General features: G+C 70.6%; 11 protein-coding genes and 2 pseudogenes. 8 read left to right on the top strand and 5 right to left on the bottom strand.

Annotation, left to right across the window (positions count from 1 at the left end):
* Both ADY01_RS19910 and rpsF read right to left on the bottom strand, forming a co-directional pair.
* The coding region (locus ADY01_RS19910) for a single-stranded DNA-binding protein (RefSeq protein WP_049575253.1) at nucleotides 1–393 on the bottom strand (393 nt) is incomplete at its 3' end.
* Nucleotides 394–530: 137 nt separating this feature from the next.
* Complete coding sequence (gene rpsF, locus ADY01_RS19915; protein WP_049575256.1) at nucleotides 531–821, bottom strand: 30S ribosomal protein S6; 291 nt, start codon at nucleotides 819–821, stop codon at nucleotides 531–533.
* A gap of 212 nt (nucleotides 822–1,033) precedes the next feature.
* On the opposite strand from rpsF, the gene ADY01_RS19920 reads away from it, so the two are divergent.
* The 3 genes from ADY01_RS19920 to ADY01_RS19930 all read left to right on the top strand — a co-directional run bounded on the left by ADY01_RS19920 (nucleotide 1,034) and on the right by ADY01_RS19930 (nucleotide 3,748).
* On the top strand, nucleotides 1,034–1,339 hold the full coding sequence (locus ADY01_RS19920; RefSeq protein WP_049575257.1) for a hypothetical protein: 306 nt from the start codon (nucleotides 1,034–1,036) through the stop codon (nucleotides 1,337–1,339).
* A 197-nt stretch (nucleotides 1,340–1,536) separates the two neighbouring features.
* Entirely contained in the window at nucleotides 1,537–2,655 is a 1,119-nt protein-coding gene (locus ADY01_RS19925; protein WP_049575260.1) for a lipid II:glycine glycyltransferase FemX, read from the top strand.
* A gap of 49 nt (nucleotides 2,656–2,704) precedes the next feature.
* Nucleotides 2,705–3,748, top strand: a complete 1,044-nt coding sequence (locus tag ADY01_RS19930; RefSeq protein WP_049575261.1) for an alanine racemase — start codon at nucleotides 2,705–2,707, stop codon at nucleotides 3,746–3,748.
* A 146-nt stretch (nucleotides 3,749–3,894) separates the two neighbouring features.
* On the opposite strand, the gene ADY01_RS19935 is transcribed toward ADY01_RS19930, so the two are convergent.
* On the bottom strand, nucleotides 3,895–4,977 hold the full coding sequence (locus ADY01_RS19935) for an inositol-3-phosphate synthase (RefSeq protein ID WP_049575266.1): 1,083 nt from the start codon (nucleotides 4,975–4,977) through the stop codon (nucleotides 3,895–3,897).
* A gap of 54 nt (nucleotides 4,978–5,031) precedes the next feature.
* Nucleotides 5,032–5,670 carry a PadR family transcriptional regulator gene (locus ADY01_RS19940; RefSeq protein ID WP_049575269.1) on the bottom strand — a complete coding sequence of 213 codons (639 nt, stop codon included), beginning with the start codon at nucleotides 5,668–5,670 and terminating at the stop codon, nucleotides 5,032–5,034.
* 429 nt (nucleotides 5,671–6,099) lie between these two features.
* Here ADY01_RS19940 and ADY01_RS19945 point away from each other — a divergent pair, with 429 nt between their 5' ends.
* The 3 genes and pseudogenes from ADY01_RS19945 to ADY01_RS19955 form a co-directional block, all read left to right on the top strand.
* Entirely contained in the window at nucleotides 6,100–8,823 is a 2,724-nt protein-coding gene (locus ADY01_RS19945; protein WP_049575273.1) for a transglycosylase domain-containing protein, read from the top strand.
* A 47-nt stretch (nucleotides 8,824–8,870) separates the two neighbouring features.
* Nucleotides 8,871–10,364 (top strand): glycosyltransferase family 87 protein, encoded by a 1,494-nt coding sequence (locus ADY01_RS19950; RefSeq protein ID WP_049575276.1) that lies wholly within the window; start codon nucleotides 8,871–8,873, stop codon nucleotides 10,362–10,364.
* Nucleotides 10,345–11,679, top strand: a pseudogene (locus ADY01_RS19955) (MFS transporter); the annotation flags it as partial. The gene ADY01_RS19950 and the pseudogene ADY01_RS19955, both read left to right, overlap by 20 nt.
* Before the next feature lie 269 nt (nucleotides 11,680–11,948).
* Here the strand turns inward: ADY01_RS19955 and ADY01_RS19960 are convergent.
* A complete protein-coding gene (locus tag ADY01_RS19960; RefSeq protein ID WP_420715725.1) occupies nucleotides 11,949–13,391 on the bottom strand; it encodes a CCA tRNA nucleotidyltransferase in 1,443 nt (480 codons plus the stop codon).
* Between the two features lie 199 nt (nucleotides 13,392–13,590).
* Here ADY01_RS19960 and ADY01_RS19965 point away from each other — a divergent pair, with 199 nt between their 5' ends.
* Nucleotides 13,591–15,861, top strand: coding sequence for a DUF6049 family protein (locus ADY01_RS19965; RefSeq protein WP_049575281.1), 2,271 nt, complete (start codon nucleotides 13,591–13,593; stop codon nucleotides 15,859–15,861).
* Nucleotides 15,862–15,915: 54 nt separating this feature from the next.
* Nucleotides 15,916–16,459, top strand: a pseudogene (locus ADY01_RS19970) (hypothetical protein); the annotation flags it as partial.

Below are 16,459 nucleotides of genomic sequence, written 5' to 3' on the forward strand. Positions count from 1 at the left end.
ATCGCCACCGCCGCCCTGGCCGCCGCGCCCGGCGGCGCGGGTGACCTTGGCGGTCGCGCTGCGCAGGCTGGCGCCGACCTCGTCGACCTCCAGCTCGAAGACCGTGCGCTTGACCCCGTCCCGGTCCTCGTACGAGCGCTGCTTGAGCCGGCCCTGCACGATGACGCGGGTGCCCTTGGTCAGCGACTCCGCGACGTTCTCCGCGGCCTGCCGCCAGACGGAACAGGTCAGGAAGAGGCTCTCGCCGTCCCGCCACTCGTTTGTCTGGCGGTCGAAGAGCCGCGGCGTGGACGCGACACGGAACTTCGCGACCGCCGCACCGGATGGGGTGAAGCGCAGCTCGGGATCGTCGACCAGGTTGCCGACGACCGTGATGACGGTCTCGCCTGCCATTGGGGGTACCTCTCGGCGCGGGTTAACTGACTGTTGCTGCGATGATGACGGATGGCACTGACAGTGACATCAGCCGTGACCTGAGCAGCGGCATCGGCCGTGCTCCTCGGTGTCCCTGGGACCCGCCGGCCGGTGGCTCAGTGGGTGGCGGGACGGAGGACCTTCGTCCGCATGACCGACTCGTTCAGGTTCATCTGCCGGTCGAGTTCCTTGACGATGCCCGGCTCGGCCTGGAGGTCGATGACGGAGTAGATGCCCTCGGGCTTCTTGTTGATCTCGTAGGCGAGACGCCTGCGGCCCCAGGTGTCGACCTTCTCGACCTTGCCGTTGCCCTCGCGGACGACGGACATGAAGGTCTCGATCAGGGGAGCGACGGCGCGCTCCTCCAGTTCGGGGTCGAGGATCACCATCACTTCATAGTGACGCATGCGAAAACCCACCTCCTCTGGACTCGGCGGCCACGGGCGTTCCGTGGCAGGAGGGTCGTGATGCGCTCCGGCCCCGTGGCGTGGGACGCCTGTGCGGGGCGCGGACTGTACACCGTACCCGCAGGGGGGCGCCCGGTAGAAATCCGGGTGGATCGGGCCCGATGAGGTAGCAATCCGGACACCTCGGGTACTCGGAGCGCTGGAGGTGTCCCATGGCTCTGCTAGCGAACCCCATGACCTATCTGAACACCGACGGGCGCCCCCACCCGAGGGAGAACACCATCGCCGCGGTGACTCTCGCGCTGGGGCTCGTCGCCTTCTTCGCTTCGTTCTTCAACAGTGCGCATGTGGTCAGCAGCTGGTTCGGCCTGGCGGGCGTGCTCACCGGCGCGTGCTCACAGATGATCTCGGCCACGACCGGTCAGCGCTTCGTCACGGTGATCGGCGCGGGCGCCGCCGCGACCGGCGGCTACCTCGGAATGGCGCACGGCGGGCTCTTCGGCGGCTGGCTGGGCTGACGGCTCGGACGAGGCGGCCTCCGAGGCGCTCGGCCGGAGGCTCGAAAGGGCTCGGCCGGGGCGCTCGGGGGGCGCTCGGCCGGGCGGGCGTCAGCGGGTGGCGGCGGCCCCGGCGCGGCACCGCGGCGTCCCGGGGAAGGGGTGGCGCCGTTAGGCTTCCGGCCATACCCCGCGACGGACGCCGGAGGACCACCCGAATGAGCCTGACCCTGAGGACCATCAGTCGCGAGCAGCATGTGGCGTACATCGGCTCGCTGCCCTCGGCCAGCCATATGCAGGTGCCCGCCTGGGGGGATGTGAAGGCCGAGTGGCGCTCGGAGTCGCTCGGGTGGTTCGACCGCACCGGGCAGCTCGTCGGCGTCGGGCTGGTGCTCTACCGGCAGTTGCCCCGGCTGAAGCGCTACCTGGCGTACCTGCCCGAGGGCCCGGTCATCAACTGGTACGCGCCCAATCTGGACGAGTGGCTGCGCCCGATGCTCGACCACCTCAAGAAGCAGGGCGCGTTCTCCGTCAAGATGGGCCCGCCCGTGGTCATCCGGCGCTGGGACGCGGCCGCCGTGAAGGCGGGCATCCAGAGCCCGGACGCCAAGCGGCTGCGCGACGTGGAGGCCACGTTCATCGAGCCGCGCGCCTTCGAGGTGGCGGACCGGCTGCGCCGCATGGGCTGGCAGCAGGGGGAGGACGGCGGCGCCGGGTTCGGCGACGTCCAGCCGCGCTACGTGTTCCAGATCCCGCTGGGCGGGAGGTCGCTGGACGAGGTACACAAGGGCTTCAACCAGCTCTGGCGGCGGAACATCAAGAAGGCGGAGAAAGCCGGCGTGGACGTGGTGCGCGGCGGTTTCGACGACCTTCGGGAGTGGCAACGGTTGTATGAGATCACGGCGGAACGTGACAAGTTCCGCCCGCGTCCGCTGATGTATTTCGAACGAATGTGGCGTGTTCTGAACGCGGAGGACCCCGACCGGATGCGCCTCTACTTCGCGACGCACGAGGGGGAGGCGGTGGCGGCCGCGACGATGCTGATCGTGGGCGGCCATGTGTGGTATTCGTACGGTGCCTCCGCCAACCACAAGCGGGAGGTGCGGCCGTCCAACGCGATGCAGTGGCGCATGCTCCAGGATGCGCACGCGCTCCAGGCGGACGTGTACGACCTGCGGGGAATCGGCGACTCGCTGGAGGACACCGACCATCTCTTCGGCCTGATCCAGTTCAAGGTGGGGACGGGCGGCGAGGCGGCCGAATATCTCGGCGAGTGGGACTTCCCGCTCAACAAGCTCCTCCACAAGGCGCTCGACATTTACATGTCCCGGCGCTGACCCCTCACAGGCTTCACCAGGGTTTACAAGAGAAAGGCACTCCTCGGCCATGGCGCTCACCCTTTACGTCGACACCGACCGCTGGCGGGCGCACCAGCGGTCGATCGTCGCCGATTTCCCCGGTCTGGTGCCGGTGTGCAAGGGCAACGGTTACGGCTTTGGCCACGACCGGCTGTCCGAGGAGGTGTCGCTGCTGGAGATGGAGATGCTGGCGGTCGGCACGACCTACGAGGCCGAGGCCATGAAGGACCGCTTCAGCGGCGACATCCTGGTCCTGACGCCGTACCGGCGGACGGAGGAGCCGGTGCCGCTGCCCGACCGGGTGGTGCGTTCCGCCTCGTCGGTCGACGGGGTGTACGGCCTGGTGGGGTCCCGGGTGGTGGTGGAGGTCATGAGCTCGATGCGGCGCCACGGGGTGGCCCCGCAGGACCTCGGGAAGCTGCACGCGGCGCTCGACGACGTGCGCCTGGAGGGATTCGCCATCCACCTGCCGCTGGACCGCACGGACGGGACGGACGCGGTGGAGGAGGTCATCGAGTGGATGGACCGCCTGCGCGCCGCTCGGCTGCCGCTGGACACGATGTACGTGAGCCATCTGACCTCGGAGCAACTGCTGCGTCTGCGGCAGCAGTTCCCGCAGACGACGTTCAGGGCGCGGATCGGGACGCGGCTGTGGCTGGGCGACCACGGGGCGACGGAGTACCGCGGCGCGGTGCTGGACGTGACGCCCGTGGGCAAGGGCGACCGGTTCGGCTACCGGCAGCAGAAGGCGCCGGGGGACGGCTGGCTCGCGGTGGTGGCGGGCGGCACGTCGCACGGCGTGGGTCTCGAGGCGCCCAAGGCCCTGCACGGCATGACGTCGCGGGCGAAGGGCATGGCGCGGGCGAGCCTGGCCACCGTCAACCGCAACCTGTCGCCGTTCGTCTGGGACGGCAAGCAGCGGTGGTTCGCAGAGCCGCCGCACATGCAGGTGTCGATCCTGTTCGTGCCGGCGGAGTCCAAGGGCCCGAAGGTGGGCGACGAGTTCAAGGCGATCCTGCGGCACACGACGACGCAGGTGGACCGGGTGGTGGACCGCCCGGTGGACCGCTGACCGCCCCGTGCGCGATCATGGAAACGGCGGCAGCCCCGGGACCGGACCGGGGCTGCCGCCGTTGTTCTGCTGTGCCGGGCGAGGCCGGCTGGTCGGGACGGGCGCCGGCTGACGCCGACGGGGGTGCGCCGTGAGGGCACCGCGCCTCAGCGCTCGACCTCTCCCTTGATGAACCTCTCGACGCTGTCGCGGGCGACGTCGTCGAAGTACTGCACGGGCGGGGACTTCATGAAGTAGGACGAGGCCGAGAGGATCGGGCCGCCGACGCCGCGGTCCATGGCGATCTTGGCGGCGCGCAGGGCGTCGATGATCACGCCGGCGGAGTTGGGCGAGTCCCAGACCTCGAGCTTGTACTCCAGGCTGAGCGGCACGTCGCCGAACGCGCGTCCCTCCAGGCGGACATAGGCCCACTTGCGGTCGTCCAGCCAGGCCACGTAGTCGGACGGGCCGATGTGGACGTTCTTCTCGCCGAGGTCGCGGTCGGGGATCTGCGAGGTGACGGCCTGGGTCTTGGAGATCTTCTTGGACTCCAGGCGGTCGCGCTCCAGCATGTTCTTGAAGTCCATGTTGCCGCCGACGTTCAGCTGCATGGTGCGGTCGAGGATGACGCCGCGGTCCTCGAACAGCTTGGCCATGACGCGGTGCGTGATGGTGGCGCCCACCTGGGACTTGATGTCGTCGCCGACGATGGGGACGCCCGCCTCGGTGAACTTGTCGGCCCACTCCTTGGTGCCCGCGATGAAGACCGGCAGGGCGTTGACGAAGCCGACCTTGGCGTCGATGGCGCACTGCGCGTAGAACTTGGCGGCGTCCTCGGACCCGACCGGCATGTAGCAGACGAGGACGTCGGCGCGGGTGTCCTTGAGGACCTGCACCACGTCGACGGGGGACTCGTCGGATTCCACGATGGTCTCGCGGTAGTACTTGCCGAGGCCGTCGTGGGTCTCGCCGCGCTGGACGGTCACGCCGGTGGGGGGCACGTCGCAGATCTTGATGGTGTTGTTCTCGCTGGCGCCGATGGCGTCCGTGAGGTCGATGCCGACCTTCTTCGCGTCGACGTCGAACGCGGCCACGAACTCGATGTCCGAGACGTGGTAATCGCCGAACTGGACGTGCATCAGACCCGGGACCCGGCTGTCCGGGGCGGCGTCCTTGTAGTACTCGACGCCTTGCACCAGCGATGCGGCGCAGTTGCCCACGCCGGCGATGGCTACACGAACCGAACCCATTCCGGTTGCTCCCTGTGTGTGTTCTCGACGTGACCCCGCATCGTCGCGGGGTGGTTATGGGGTGGTGCCGTCGGACGGATCGGGCCGGTGGCGCTCGCGCTCACCGTCCTGGCCGGGGTGGTCCCCGTGATCGCGCCCTTCCCGCTCGCTCTCGATCAGCTCGTTGAGCCAGCGGACTTCACGTTCCACGGACTCCATGCCGTGGCGCTGGAGCTCGAGGGTGTACGCGTCCAGCTTTTCGCGCGTGCGGGCCATGGAGCCGCGCATCTTGGCGAGGCGCTCCTCCAGGCGGCTGCGGCGGCCCTCGAGGACGCGCATGCGCACGTCGCGCGAGGTCTGGCCGAAGAAGGCGAAACGGACGCCGAAGTGCTCGTCCTCCCACGCGTCCGGGCCGGTCTGGCCCAGGAGTTCCTCGAAGCGTTCCTTGCCGTCGGCGGTGAGCCGGTAAACGATCTTCGCCCGGCGGTTGGACAACGGCGTCGTCCGAGGGTCGTCGGCGCCGCCGCCCGGCTCCTCCGCCAGCCAGCCCTGCTGTACCAGGGTCTTGAGGCAGGGGTAGAGGGAGCCGTAGCTGAACGCCCTGAAGACGCCCAGGGAGGAGTTGAGCCGCTTGCGCAACTCGTACCCGTGCATCGGGGACTCGCGCAGCAGGCCGAGAACGGCGAACTCCAGGACACCCGAGCGCCTGCTCATCCGGGGAGTCACCTCCGTTCTCATCCGTCGTGCCGTGCCCTTCGAGCTGTGCGGTGGTGCGTGGTGCGGTAAAGCGGTGGTGCGGTCATGCGGTGTACCGAGCCGATGTATCAGCTCGATACATCGCCACGATAGAACGGGTGGCCGGACCGGGCAAGCGGGGGTCTGGTGAAGGGGGTCACATCTCCACTTCACCGGTGATGGAATGCACCAATTGTGAGCCATGCGACGAAGGATGGCTATTGAGGGCTGCGTAGTCTTGGCCCGTGCAGACCACCGTGGCCGGGAACCTTGAGGCGCCGAGTAGCGTCCTCGTTCCAGGTGAAGTGCGCCCGGACGCGTGGACGGACCGCACATCGGGGGACTGGAAGCCACCAGAAGTACCTGCCGTCACCAGGCGATTGTGTCTGTCCGAGGAGTAGCTGTCCCATGAGCGAGCACCGTCGCAAGCCGCCCCAGTCCCGGGGCCGCCGGGCCTCGGGGTCCTCCGGCCGCCGCGCCGCGCCGCCGCCCGTGCCGCCGGCCGGGCCGGATGACGCAACGGGGGCCATGCCGGAACGGCCGTACGGCAGCCGGGCGGAGGCCCGCCGGGCGTCGCAGCGCGGCGGGAGCCGGAGGCGTGCCGCCAGCGCCTCCGAGGGCGCGGGGGGGCGCGCCACGCGCCGCCGCGGGGAGACGGCGCCGGGCAAGAAGCGCTTCATCGACTACCCCCGCTCCGGGTACCGCGGACTGCGGCGCTGGGTGCCCTCGTGGCGTCAGGTGCTGGGCTCCAGCCTCGCCTTCCTCGCGATGATGATCGGCCTCGTGGGCGTCGCCTACGCCATGACCGAGATCCCCGGCGAGAACGAGATCGCCATCCAGGAGTCGAACGTCTACTACTGGGAGAACGGCGACCGGATGGTCGTCTCCGGCGAGAGCAACGTCAACCGGCAGAACCTCGACCTGGCGGACATGCCCCTGGCGATGCAGGACTCGGTGATCTCCGCGGAGAACGCCAGCTTCTACTCCGACCCGGGCATCGACATCATGGGCATCGGCCGCGCCGTGCTGAACATGGCGCGCGGCGGCGAGACGCAGTCCGGCTCGACCATCACCCAGCAGTACGTGAAGAACATGTACCTGACCCAGGATCAGACGCTGGAGCGCAAGGCGCGCGAGCTGCTGCTCTCGGTCAAGGTCGGGGCCGAGATCGACAAGGACGACATCCTCCAGGGATACCTGAACACCTCGGACTTCGGCCGCGGTGCCCTGGGTCTCCAGGCGGCCGCCCAGGCGTACTACGGCGTGGACGCCATCGAACTCACCGACAGCCAGTGCGCCTTCCTCACCTCGCTGCTGAAGGGCCCGGCGCTGTACGACCCCTACATCGGCGGCGAGGGCGGCGCGGCGGACGACATCAACGAGGAGAACCTGGCGCGGGCCGAGGAGCGGTGGTCCTGGGTCCTCGACCGGCGCGTCGAGGTGGGCGACCTGAGCGCCGAGGACCGCCAGGCGATCGCCGACGAGCCCTTTCCGATGCCGACCGAGCCGACCCCGGCGATGGAGCAGGCCGGGCAGATCGGCTATCTGACGACCCTGGCCAACCGGTTCATCGTCTCGCAGGGGTGGGCCACCGAGGAGGAGCTGGCCCAGGGCGGCTTCCAGATCCACACCACCTTCAACAAGACGATGATGGACCAGATGGAGTCCTCCGTCGACGCGGTGGTCGAGGAGAACATCGATCCCGAGGAGCGGCCCGAGGACCGTCATGTGCAGTTCGGCGGGGCGTCGGTGGTGCCGGGGGACGGCGCGATCCGCGCGATCTACGGCGGCGAGGACTTCACCGAGCACTTCACAAACAACGCGGACAACCCCGGCGTCCAGGTGGGGTCCACCTTCAAGCCGTTCGTCCTCGCCGCGGCGATGGACGTCGGCATCCGGGATCCCGACGGCGACGCCGATCAGGGTCCCGACGAGAGAACGAGACTGTCCCCGGAGAGCGTCTACCACAGCGAGAACGGCCAGCTCATCGAGAACTACCAGGGCGATCCCGTGACCGTGGAGGACGCCGAGACCGGGGAGGAGATCGAGTGGCACCAGAACAACTTCCTGGAGAAGGACCACGGCGACATCACGTTGCGTGAGGCCATGGAGGTCTCGGCCAACGTGCCCTGGGTCCAGGTCGGCATGGACGTGGGCCCCGAGACGGTCGCCGAGGCCGCCGTCGCCGCCGGGCTCCATCCCGAGAGCCTGGTCGAGGCCAACGACACGGTGCCCACCTTCGCGCTCGGCGTCTCCACGCCGGGGCCGATCCGGATGGCGTCCGCCTACGCCACCTTCGCGGCCAGCGGCGAGCAGGCCGACCCCTACTCGGTGACCAGCATCGAGGGCGGCCCGGACAACATCTCCGAGACATTCGAGGTCGAAACCGTTCAGGCGTTCGAATCCGATGTGGCGGACAATGTCACGGACGTGCTGACCGGGGTCATCGAGGGCGACGAGGGCAGCGGCCGTGACGCCCAGGTCCTGGACCGTCCGGTGGCGGGCAAGACCGGTACCACCGACGACAACCGGAGCGCCTGGTTCGTCGGGTACTCCCCGCAGCTCTCGACCGCCATCGGCATGTGGCGCATGGCCGACTCCGAGGACGAGCTCGAAGGCGACGAGGAGATGGGCCAACTCTCCATGTACGGCACCGCGGGATCCGACCGGATCAACGGCAGTTCGCTGCCGCTGGAGATCTGGATCGCCTTCATGCGCGAGGCCCTCAAGGACGAGCCGAAGGAAGAGTTCCCCACGCCCTCGGAGATCGGCGAGATCGAGTGGGGTGGCGGCGCCGAGAGCCCCCGCGCGCCGCCGCCCGCCGAGGAGACCGACGAGCCGGAGCCGCCGGAGACGGATGATCCGACCGACGATCCGACCGACCCGACGGATCCGCCCACGGACGACCCGACCGACCCCGAGGACCCCTGCGACCCCCTCGACCCGTTCTGCGATCCGGGCGGCCAGGACGGCGGTGCCGACACCGGACAGGAGGGCGGCGCCGAGGAAGGGCAGGAGGGCGGCCAGGACGGCGGTGCCGACGCCGGGCAGGACGGCGGCGCCGAAGAGGGGCAGGACGGCGGAGAATCGACCGACAGCGGAGGGGGCTGGCCCCTCGGCGGCGGCGGGTAGCCGTGCCCTGAAGCCAAGACGGTGGCGCCGTGCGGCAGGATGGGCCCATGGCGCATCCCCCTCCGCGAGCGGCCGTACGGCCCACCGCCCAGGACGAAGTGGCCGCCGCCGGCAGCGAGCTGATCGGCGGCCCCACCGGGCGGCGGGCCGTTTCCGGTGGCGGCTGGTGGTCCCCGATGCGGGTCATCGCCCTGGTCGTGATCGGGATGTTCGCCCTCGGCATGGCCCAGAAGGCCCCCTGCTACGAGAGCGGCTGGTTCCAGGGCCCGGCCGACCAGTACACCCACGCCTGCTACTCCGACATCCCCCACCTCTATGAGGGCCGGGGCTTCGCCGACGGGCTCACCCCGTACTTCGACTCCATCCCGCCCGAGGTCTCCGGCGGGATGGAGTACCTCGAATACCCCGTCCTCACCGGCCTGTTCATGGAGGTCGCCGCCTGGCTGACGCCGGAAGGCGACGGAACCGAGCGGCCCGCGCAGATCTACTGGCTGGTGAACTCGGCCCTGCTGATGATCTGCGCCGTGATCATCGCGGTGTGCGTCTCCCGTATCCACCGCAACCGCCCCTGGGACGGGCTGCTGGTGGCCCTCGCCCCCGCCCTGGCGCTCACGGCCACCATCAACTGGGACCTGCTGGCCGGGGCCCTCACCTGCGCGGGGCTCCTGATGTGGACCCGGGGCAGGTCGCTCGGCTCCGGCATCCTGCTGGGCCTCGCCACGGCGGCCAAGCTCTACCCCGTGCTGCTGCTCGGCCCTCTGCTGGTGCTGTGCTGGCGGGCCGGGCGCTGGCGCGAGTTCGCCCTCGCCGCCGCCGGAACGATCGGCGCGTGGCTCGCGGTCAACCTCCCGGTGATGCTCCGGGCCCGCGAGGGCTGGGCGAAGTTCTACACGTTCAGCGAGGAGCGACCGGTCGACTTCGGTTCGATCTGGCTGATCATCGCCCAGCGCACCGACGCCGAGCTCGATTCGGTCAACACCTATGCCACCGGCCTGGTCGTCCTGGGGTGCGCCGGGATCGCGCTGCTCGCCCTGACCGCGCCCCGCAGGCCCCGACTGGCCCAGCTCGTCTTCCTTGTCGTCGCCCTGTTCATCCTCACCAACAAGGTCTACTCCCCCCAGTACGTGCTGTGGCTGATCCCGCTGGCCGTCCTGGCCCGGCCACGCTGGCGTGACATCCTGATCTGGCAGGGCTGCGAGGTGCTCTACTTCCTCGGGATCTGGATGTACCTGGCCTTCCTCAACAGCGAGAACCAGCACGGCCTCCCCACCGGCGGCTATCAACTCGCCATCCTGCTGCACCTGTCGGGGACGCTCTACCTCTGCGCGCTCGTCGTCCGCGACGCGCTGCGCCCCGAGTACGACCTGGTCCGCCGCGACGGGTCCGACGACCCGGGCGGAGGCGCTCTCGACGGGGCCCCCGACGTCTTCACCCTGCGCCGGCGCCGCGAGACCCCGACAACGCCCACCGCCTTCGTCGACTGGGGCATCCCCGCGCCGGAGCGCCCGAGCCCACCGGGTGATGTTTCACGTGAAACGTGAGAGAGCCGAACCCCAGGCATCGGTGACCGGGGATGTGCGCACGCTGCTGCGCTTTCCCGGATTCCGCAAGCTCCTCACGGTCCGGCTGGTGTCCCAGTTCACCGACGGCGTCTTCCAGGTGGGCCTCGCCACCTATGTGGTCTTCGCTCCCGAGCAGCAGACCACGCCCGCCGACATCGCCGCCGCAATGGCCGTGCTCCTCCTCCCCTACTCGGTGCTCGGCCCGTTCGCCGGAGTCCTGCTGGACCGGTGGCGCCGCCGCCAGGTGCTGCTTTACGGCAACATCCTGCGGAGCGTGCTCGCCGTCGGCACATGCCTCCTGGTGGTGGGCGGCGTACCCGACTGGCTCTTCTATCTCTCGGCGCTGTCGGTGACCGCGGTGAACCGCTTCATCCTGTCGGGGCTCTCCGCCGGGCTGCCGCGCGTGGTGGACCGCGAACGGCTGGTGGTGGCGAACGCGCTCTCCCCGACGGCGGGCACGCTGGCGGCCACGCTGGGCGGCGGCGCCGCGTTCGTCATCCAGCTCGTCGGAAGCTCGCAGGGGATGGAGGACGCCCTCGCGCTGGGGCTGGCGGGCGTCCTCTATCTGGTGGCGGGTCTGAGCGCGCTCCCCATGAGCCGCGATCTGCTCGGCCCCGACGAGGACGCGGTGGTGCCGCGGTTCGGCGAGGCGGTCGCCAGCACGGCCCGCGGCCTGGTCGAGGGCATCCGGCACCTGGCCGAGCGGCCGACGGCCTCCTGGACCCTGGGCGGGCTCGCCATGATGCGTTTCTGCTACGGCGCCCTCCTGGTGATGGTGCTCATGCTGTGTCGCCACGCCTGGGGCGACGGCATGGCCGGCACGGGCGCAGGCGATGACGGCACCGGCGATGAGGGGCTCGCGTGGCTCGGGGTGGCCATCGGGGTGTCGGGAGCCGGGTTCTTCGTCGCCGCCCTGATCAGCCCGTGGATGGTCGCCCGCTTGGGCGCGCTGCGCTGGTTCGCGGTCTGCGCGGCCTCGGCGGCGGCGCTCGTGCCCGCCCTCGGGCTGTCGTTCCGGCCGGCACCCGTGATGGTCGCCGCGTTCCTGCTGGGGCTGGTGACCCAGGGCTCGAAGATCGTGACCGACACCGTGGTGCAGTCCTCGGTGGCCGATGCCTTCCGCGGCCGGGTGTTCTCGGCCTACGACATGCTCTTCAACGTCGCCTTCGTCAGCGCCGCCGCCCTCGCCGCCCTGGTCCTCCCCCCGGACGGCAGGTCGGCCCCCCTGCTGCTGACGGTGGCCGCCCTCTACGCGACGACGGCCACCCTGATCCAGCGCCTGACCCCCCGGGAGACGACTCCCGAACCCCCGAGCAACCCCAAGCCGCGCGATGTTTCACGTACTGCGACCCCCCGGGGGACGACCCCCGAACCCCCGACCAAGGCCGCGCCACGCGATGTTTCACGTACTGCGACCCCCCGGGGGACGACCCCCGTACCCCCGACCAAGGCCGCGCCACGCGATGTTTCACGTACTGCGACCCCCCGGGGGACGACCCCCGTACCCCCGACCAAGGCCGCGCCACGCGATGTTTCACGTGAAACGACGGGGAGCGCCGATGGTCAGCCCTGCTGAGCCGACCACCAGTCCTGGAGGGCGGCCACGGCCGACTCGTGGTCCATGGGGCCCCGCTCCAGGCGGAGCTCCAGGAGGTGGCGGTAGGCCTTGCCGACCTCGGGGCCGGGGCCGATGCCGAGGATCTTCATGATCTCGTTGCCGTTGAGGTCGGGGCGGATGGCGTCGAGCTCCTCCTGCTCCCTCAGCCGCTCGATCCGCTCCTCCAGGCTGTCGTAGGCGCGGGAGAGGGCCTGGGCCTTCTTCTTGTTCCGCGTCGTGCAGTCGGAGCGGGTCAGCTGGTGCAGCCGTCCCAGCAGGGGTCCCGCGTCGCGGACATAGCGCCGCACGGCGGAGTCGGTCCACTCACCGGTGCCGTAGCCGTGGAAGCGCAGATGCAGCTCGACGAGGCGCGCGACCTCCTTGATGACCTCATTGGGGTACTTCAGCTTGCTCAGCCGCTGCTTCGTCATCTTGGCGCCCACCACCTCGTGGTGGTGGAAGGAGACCCGGCCGTCGTCCTCGAACCGCCGTGTCCTCGGCTTGCCGATGTCGTGCAGCAGCGCGGAGAGCCGAAGGATCAGGTCCGGGTCGCCGTCCTCCAGGGCGATCGCCTGCTCCAGCACCGTAAGGCTGTGCTCGTAGACGTCCTTGTGACGGTGGTGCTCGTCCCGCTCCAGGCGCAGCGCGGGGACCTCGGGGAGCACCCGCTCGGCCAGGCCGGTCTCCACCAGCAGCGCGATGCCCTTGCGGGGGCGATCGCTGAGGATCAGCTTGTTCAGCTCGTCCCGGACCCGCTCCGCGGAGACGATGTCGATCCGGTCGGCCATGTCGGTCATGGCGGCCTTGACCGGCTCGGCCACCGTGAAGTCGAGCTGGGCGGCGAAGCGGGCGGCGCGCATCATGCGCAGCGGGTCGTCGGAGAAGGACTCCTCGGGGGTGCCCGGGGTACGCAGCAGGCGCCGCGCGAGGTCGGTGAGGCCGTTGTGGGGGTCGATGAACTCCCTCCGCGGCAGGGCCACGGCCATGGCGTTGACCGTGAAGTCCCGGCGGCGCAGATCCTCCTCCAGGGAGTCGCCGTACTGGACCTCCGGCTTGCGCGAGGTCCTGTCATAGGACTCGGAGCGGTAGGTGGTGATCTCCAGCTGGTAGTCCTTCGGACCGTCCCCGCCGTCCGCCTCCTCGCCGGGCGCGGACTTGAGGCAGCCGACCGTGCCGAACGCGATGCCGACGTCCCAGACGGCGTCGGCCCATGGCCGGACGATCCGCAGCACATCCTCCGGCCGGGCGTCGGTGGTGAAGTCCAGGTCGTTGCCGAGGCGCCCCAGGAGCGCGTCGCGCACCGAGCCGCCCACCAGAGCGAGCGTGAACCCGGCCCGCTCGAAGCGCCCGGCGAGGTCCTCGGCGATGGGGGAGACCCGCAGCAGCTCTCCGACGGCCCGTTGCTGCACCCGGCTCACATCGGGGGAGGGCTGGCGATGCTGTGTGTCTTTCCTGTCGTTCGGCACAACAGCACAGGGTACGTGGAGAAGGGGTGCCCGGTGTTACCCCGGGGCTCCCCGGTCCCCGGCACGGGCAAAGGACGATCATCGTTACCATGAAGGCGGGTTGAGGACGAGGGAACGGGGCTGACGCGTGGCAGTGTCGGGGATGCGGGACGGGGGGACGTCGCACCGCCGCGGGCGGCGGGCGAGCGCCCTGCTGACCGTGGTGATGGGCTTCCCGCTGCTGACCGGGCTGGTGGCCGTACCGGCGAGCGCGGCACCCGCGGCGCCCGCCCAGGACCCGGGGACCGGTAGCCGCAGCGCGACCGTGGCGATCACCGAACTCGACCCCACGGTGCCCGGCGAGGACGACACCGTCTCGATCCGGGGCACGGTCACCAACGAGGGGAGCTCCCCCATCGTCGACAGCTCGGTGGCGGCCCGGCAGGGCGTGCTGCTGCCGGGGCGCAGCGCGATCGACGAGTCGCTGTCGCGCACAGGCTGGGACGAGGCCGCCGACGGCGCCATAGTGCGCGGCTACGGCCAGGACATCGGCACCGTCGAGCCCGGCATGTCCCGCACCTTCGCCCTCGACGTACCGGTCGCCGAGCTGGCTCTCGGCTCCGACGGGGTGTACCAGGTGGCCGTCGGCCTGACCGGCCAGCGCGAGGACGCCCGGTGGGACCAGGTCCTCGGCGTGGGCCGAACCGTCCTGCCGTGGCAGCCCGGTGGAGAGGCGGCGGAGGAGCAGACGCGGCTGACCATGCTGTGGCCGCTGATCTCCAGCACGCACCTCACCTCGCAGACGGGAGCCGACGAGGAGCAGACGCCGGCGTTCAGGGACGACTCGCTGCTCGGCGAGATCTCGCCCGGCGGCCGGCTCGACCAGCTGGTGACCCTCGGGGCCGACCTTCCCGTCACCTGGGTCATCGACCCGGACCTGCTGGCCTCCGTGGACGCCATGACCGAGCCGTACCAGGTGTACTCCGGGGACGATCTGGTCAACGGCGACGGCCAGGACGAGGCCAGGGCATGGCTGGGCAGGCTCCAGGACGCGGTCGAGGGGAACGAGGTGATCGCCCTCCCCTTCGGCGACCCCGACCTGGCGTCGCTGGCCCACCAGGGCAAGGACGTGCTCGGAGCCCTCGGGCAGCTGTCGACGGCCACGCAGACGGCGGGCGTGACGGTGGAGACCGTCCTCGACGTCCAGGCCAGCACCGACTACGCCTGGCCCGTCGAGGGCGCCATCGACCCCTCCATCGTGGAAGTGGCCACGTCGGCGGGCGCGGACCGCGTCATCGCCCGCAGCGACAGCCTCCGGCCCGGAGACTCCCTGACCTACACGCCGAGCGCCGTCCGCCCCATCGGCGGCGGCACCACGGCACTGGTCGCCGACGCCAGGCTCTCCGGCCTCTTCGAGGGCGACATGACCCGCGCCGGGAGCGTGTCCCAGGCGCGGCAGCAGTTCCTCGCGCAGACGCTGGCGATCACCCGGCAGGACCCGGGCAACGAGCGCAGCATCGTGGTGGCCCCCCAGCGAATGCCCACCGCGGCACAGGCGCAGGCCATGGCCCAGGCGGTGACCGCGCTGCGGGACGACGCGGACTGGATCGCCTTCGCGGAGCTGTCCGACGCGGCCTCCGCGGAGCCCGACGCGAACGCCAACACGCGCGTGCCCGACGGTGACGCGTATCCGGAGGAGCTGCGCCGGCAGGAGCTTCCGACCAGCGCCTTCCAGTCGATGCGTGAGACGCAGCGGACGCTGGAGGACTTCCAGGTGATCCTCACCGAGCCGGACCGCGTGGTGACCCCCGTGGGGAACGCGATCCGCCGCGAGATGTCGACCTCCTGGCGGGGTCGCGAGGACGGGGCCGAGGAGTACCGGGCGACCGTCCAGAGCGGGCTCGTGGCTCTCACCGAACGGGTGCATCTGATCCAGAAGTCGGACATCACCCTGTCAGGGCGCAGCGCGACCATCCCGGTCACCGTGCAGAACAACCTGGTGCAGGATGTGCAGAACATGGAGCTGCACCTGGTGTCCAGCAGGACGCTCGGCCTCGAGGTCAGCGAGCCGCAGGTCATCCGCATCAGCGGCGGGCACAGCCAGTCGGTGAAGTTCTCCGCCGACGCCCGCGCCAACGGCCGCACCTTCCTGGAGGCCAGGCTCTACGTCGACGGCAAGCCGTACGGGGAGGCGATGCGCTTCGAGGCGAGCGTCACCTCCATCGTCCCCGAGGTCATGATGGTGATCGCCGGTGGTCTGCTGCTGGTCGTCCTCGCCGGCATCCGCATGTACACCCAGCGCAAGCGCGCCTCCGGTGACGGCGAGGACCCGCGCGCGGACGGTGACGCCCCGGCGGGTGAGACCGGCCCCGACACCGGCGGCAACACCGCCGGCACCTCCTCCCGGAGTGAGAAGCTGGGCTCCGACGAGTGAGCCGCCAGCCGGAGGGGCACCGCCGGCACGTGAAACTAAGGTGGGGTTGTAGCGATGGAAGCGCCGTACGACCGTGAACGCGGCCAGGCGCCGGATGGCGGCGACCCGTCCCGCTGGCCGGGGGACCAGCACGGGCACCCGGAGGGGCACGACCCCTCCGGCCCCTACCCCGCCGACCCTTATGCTCCCGGCTACAACGATCCCTACGGCGGCGATCCGTACGGCGGCGACCCGTACCGGCCCAACCCCGACGGCGCCCCTCCCCACGGGCCGGGACCGCAGGGTCCTCATCCCTATGGCGGCACCTACCCGCACGACCCCCACGACCCCGGCGCGCACGGACAGTCCCCCTACGCCCAGGGCGGCTACGGGCCCGGCTACGCCGGCCAGCCGTACCCGCCACCCGGCTACGACCAGCAGGGCTACGGCCCCCCCGAGTACCACCCGCCGGCGTACGACCCGGCCGCCTACGACCCCTCGGCCTATCAGCGGACGCACGACCCGTACCTCGCCGACAGCTACCACCACGACCCCTACGCGGGCCGGGACCCGCTGGCCCAGGACCCGGTGGGCGACGCCCTCTACGACCGGGCCGCGC

The organism is Streptomyces sp. SBT349 (assembly GCF_001083795.1).
GTDB lineage: Bacteria > Actinomycetota > Actinomycetes > Streptomycetales > Streptomycetaceae > Streptomyces.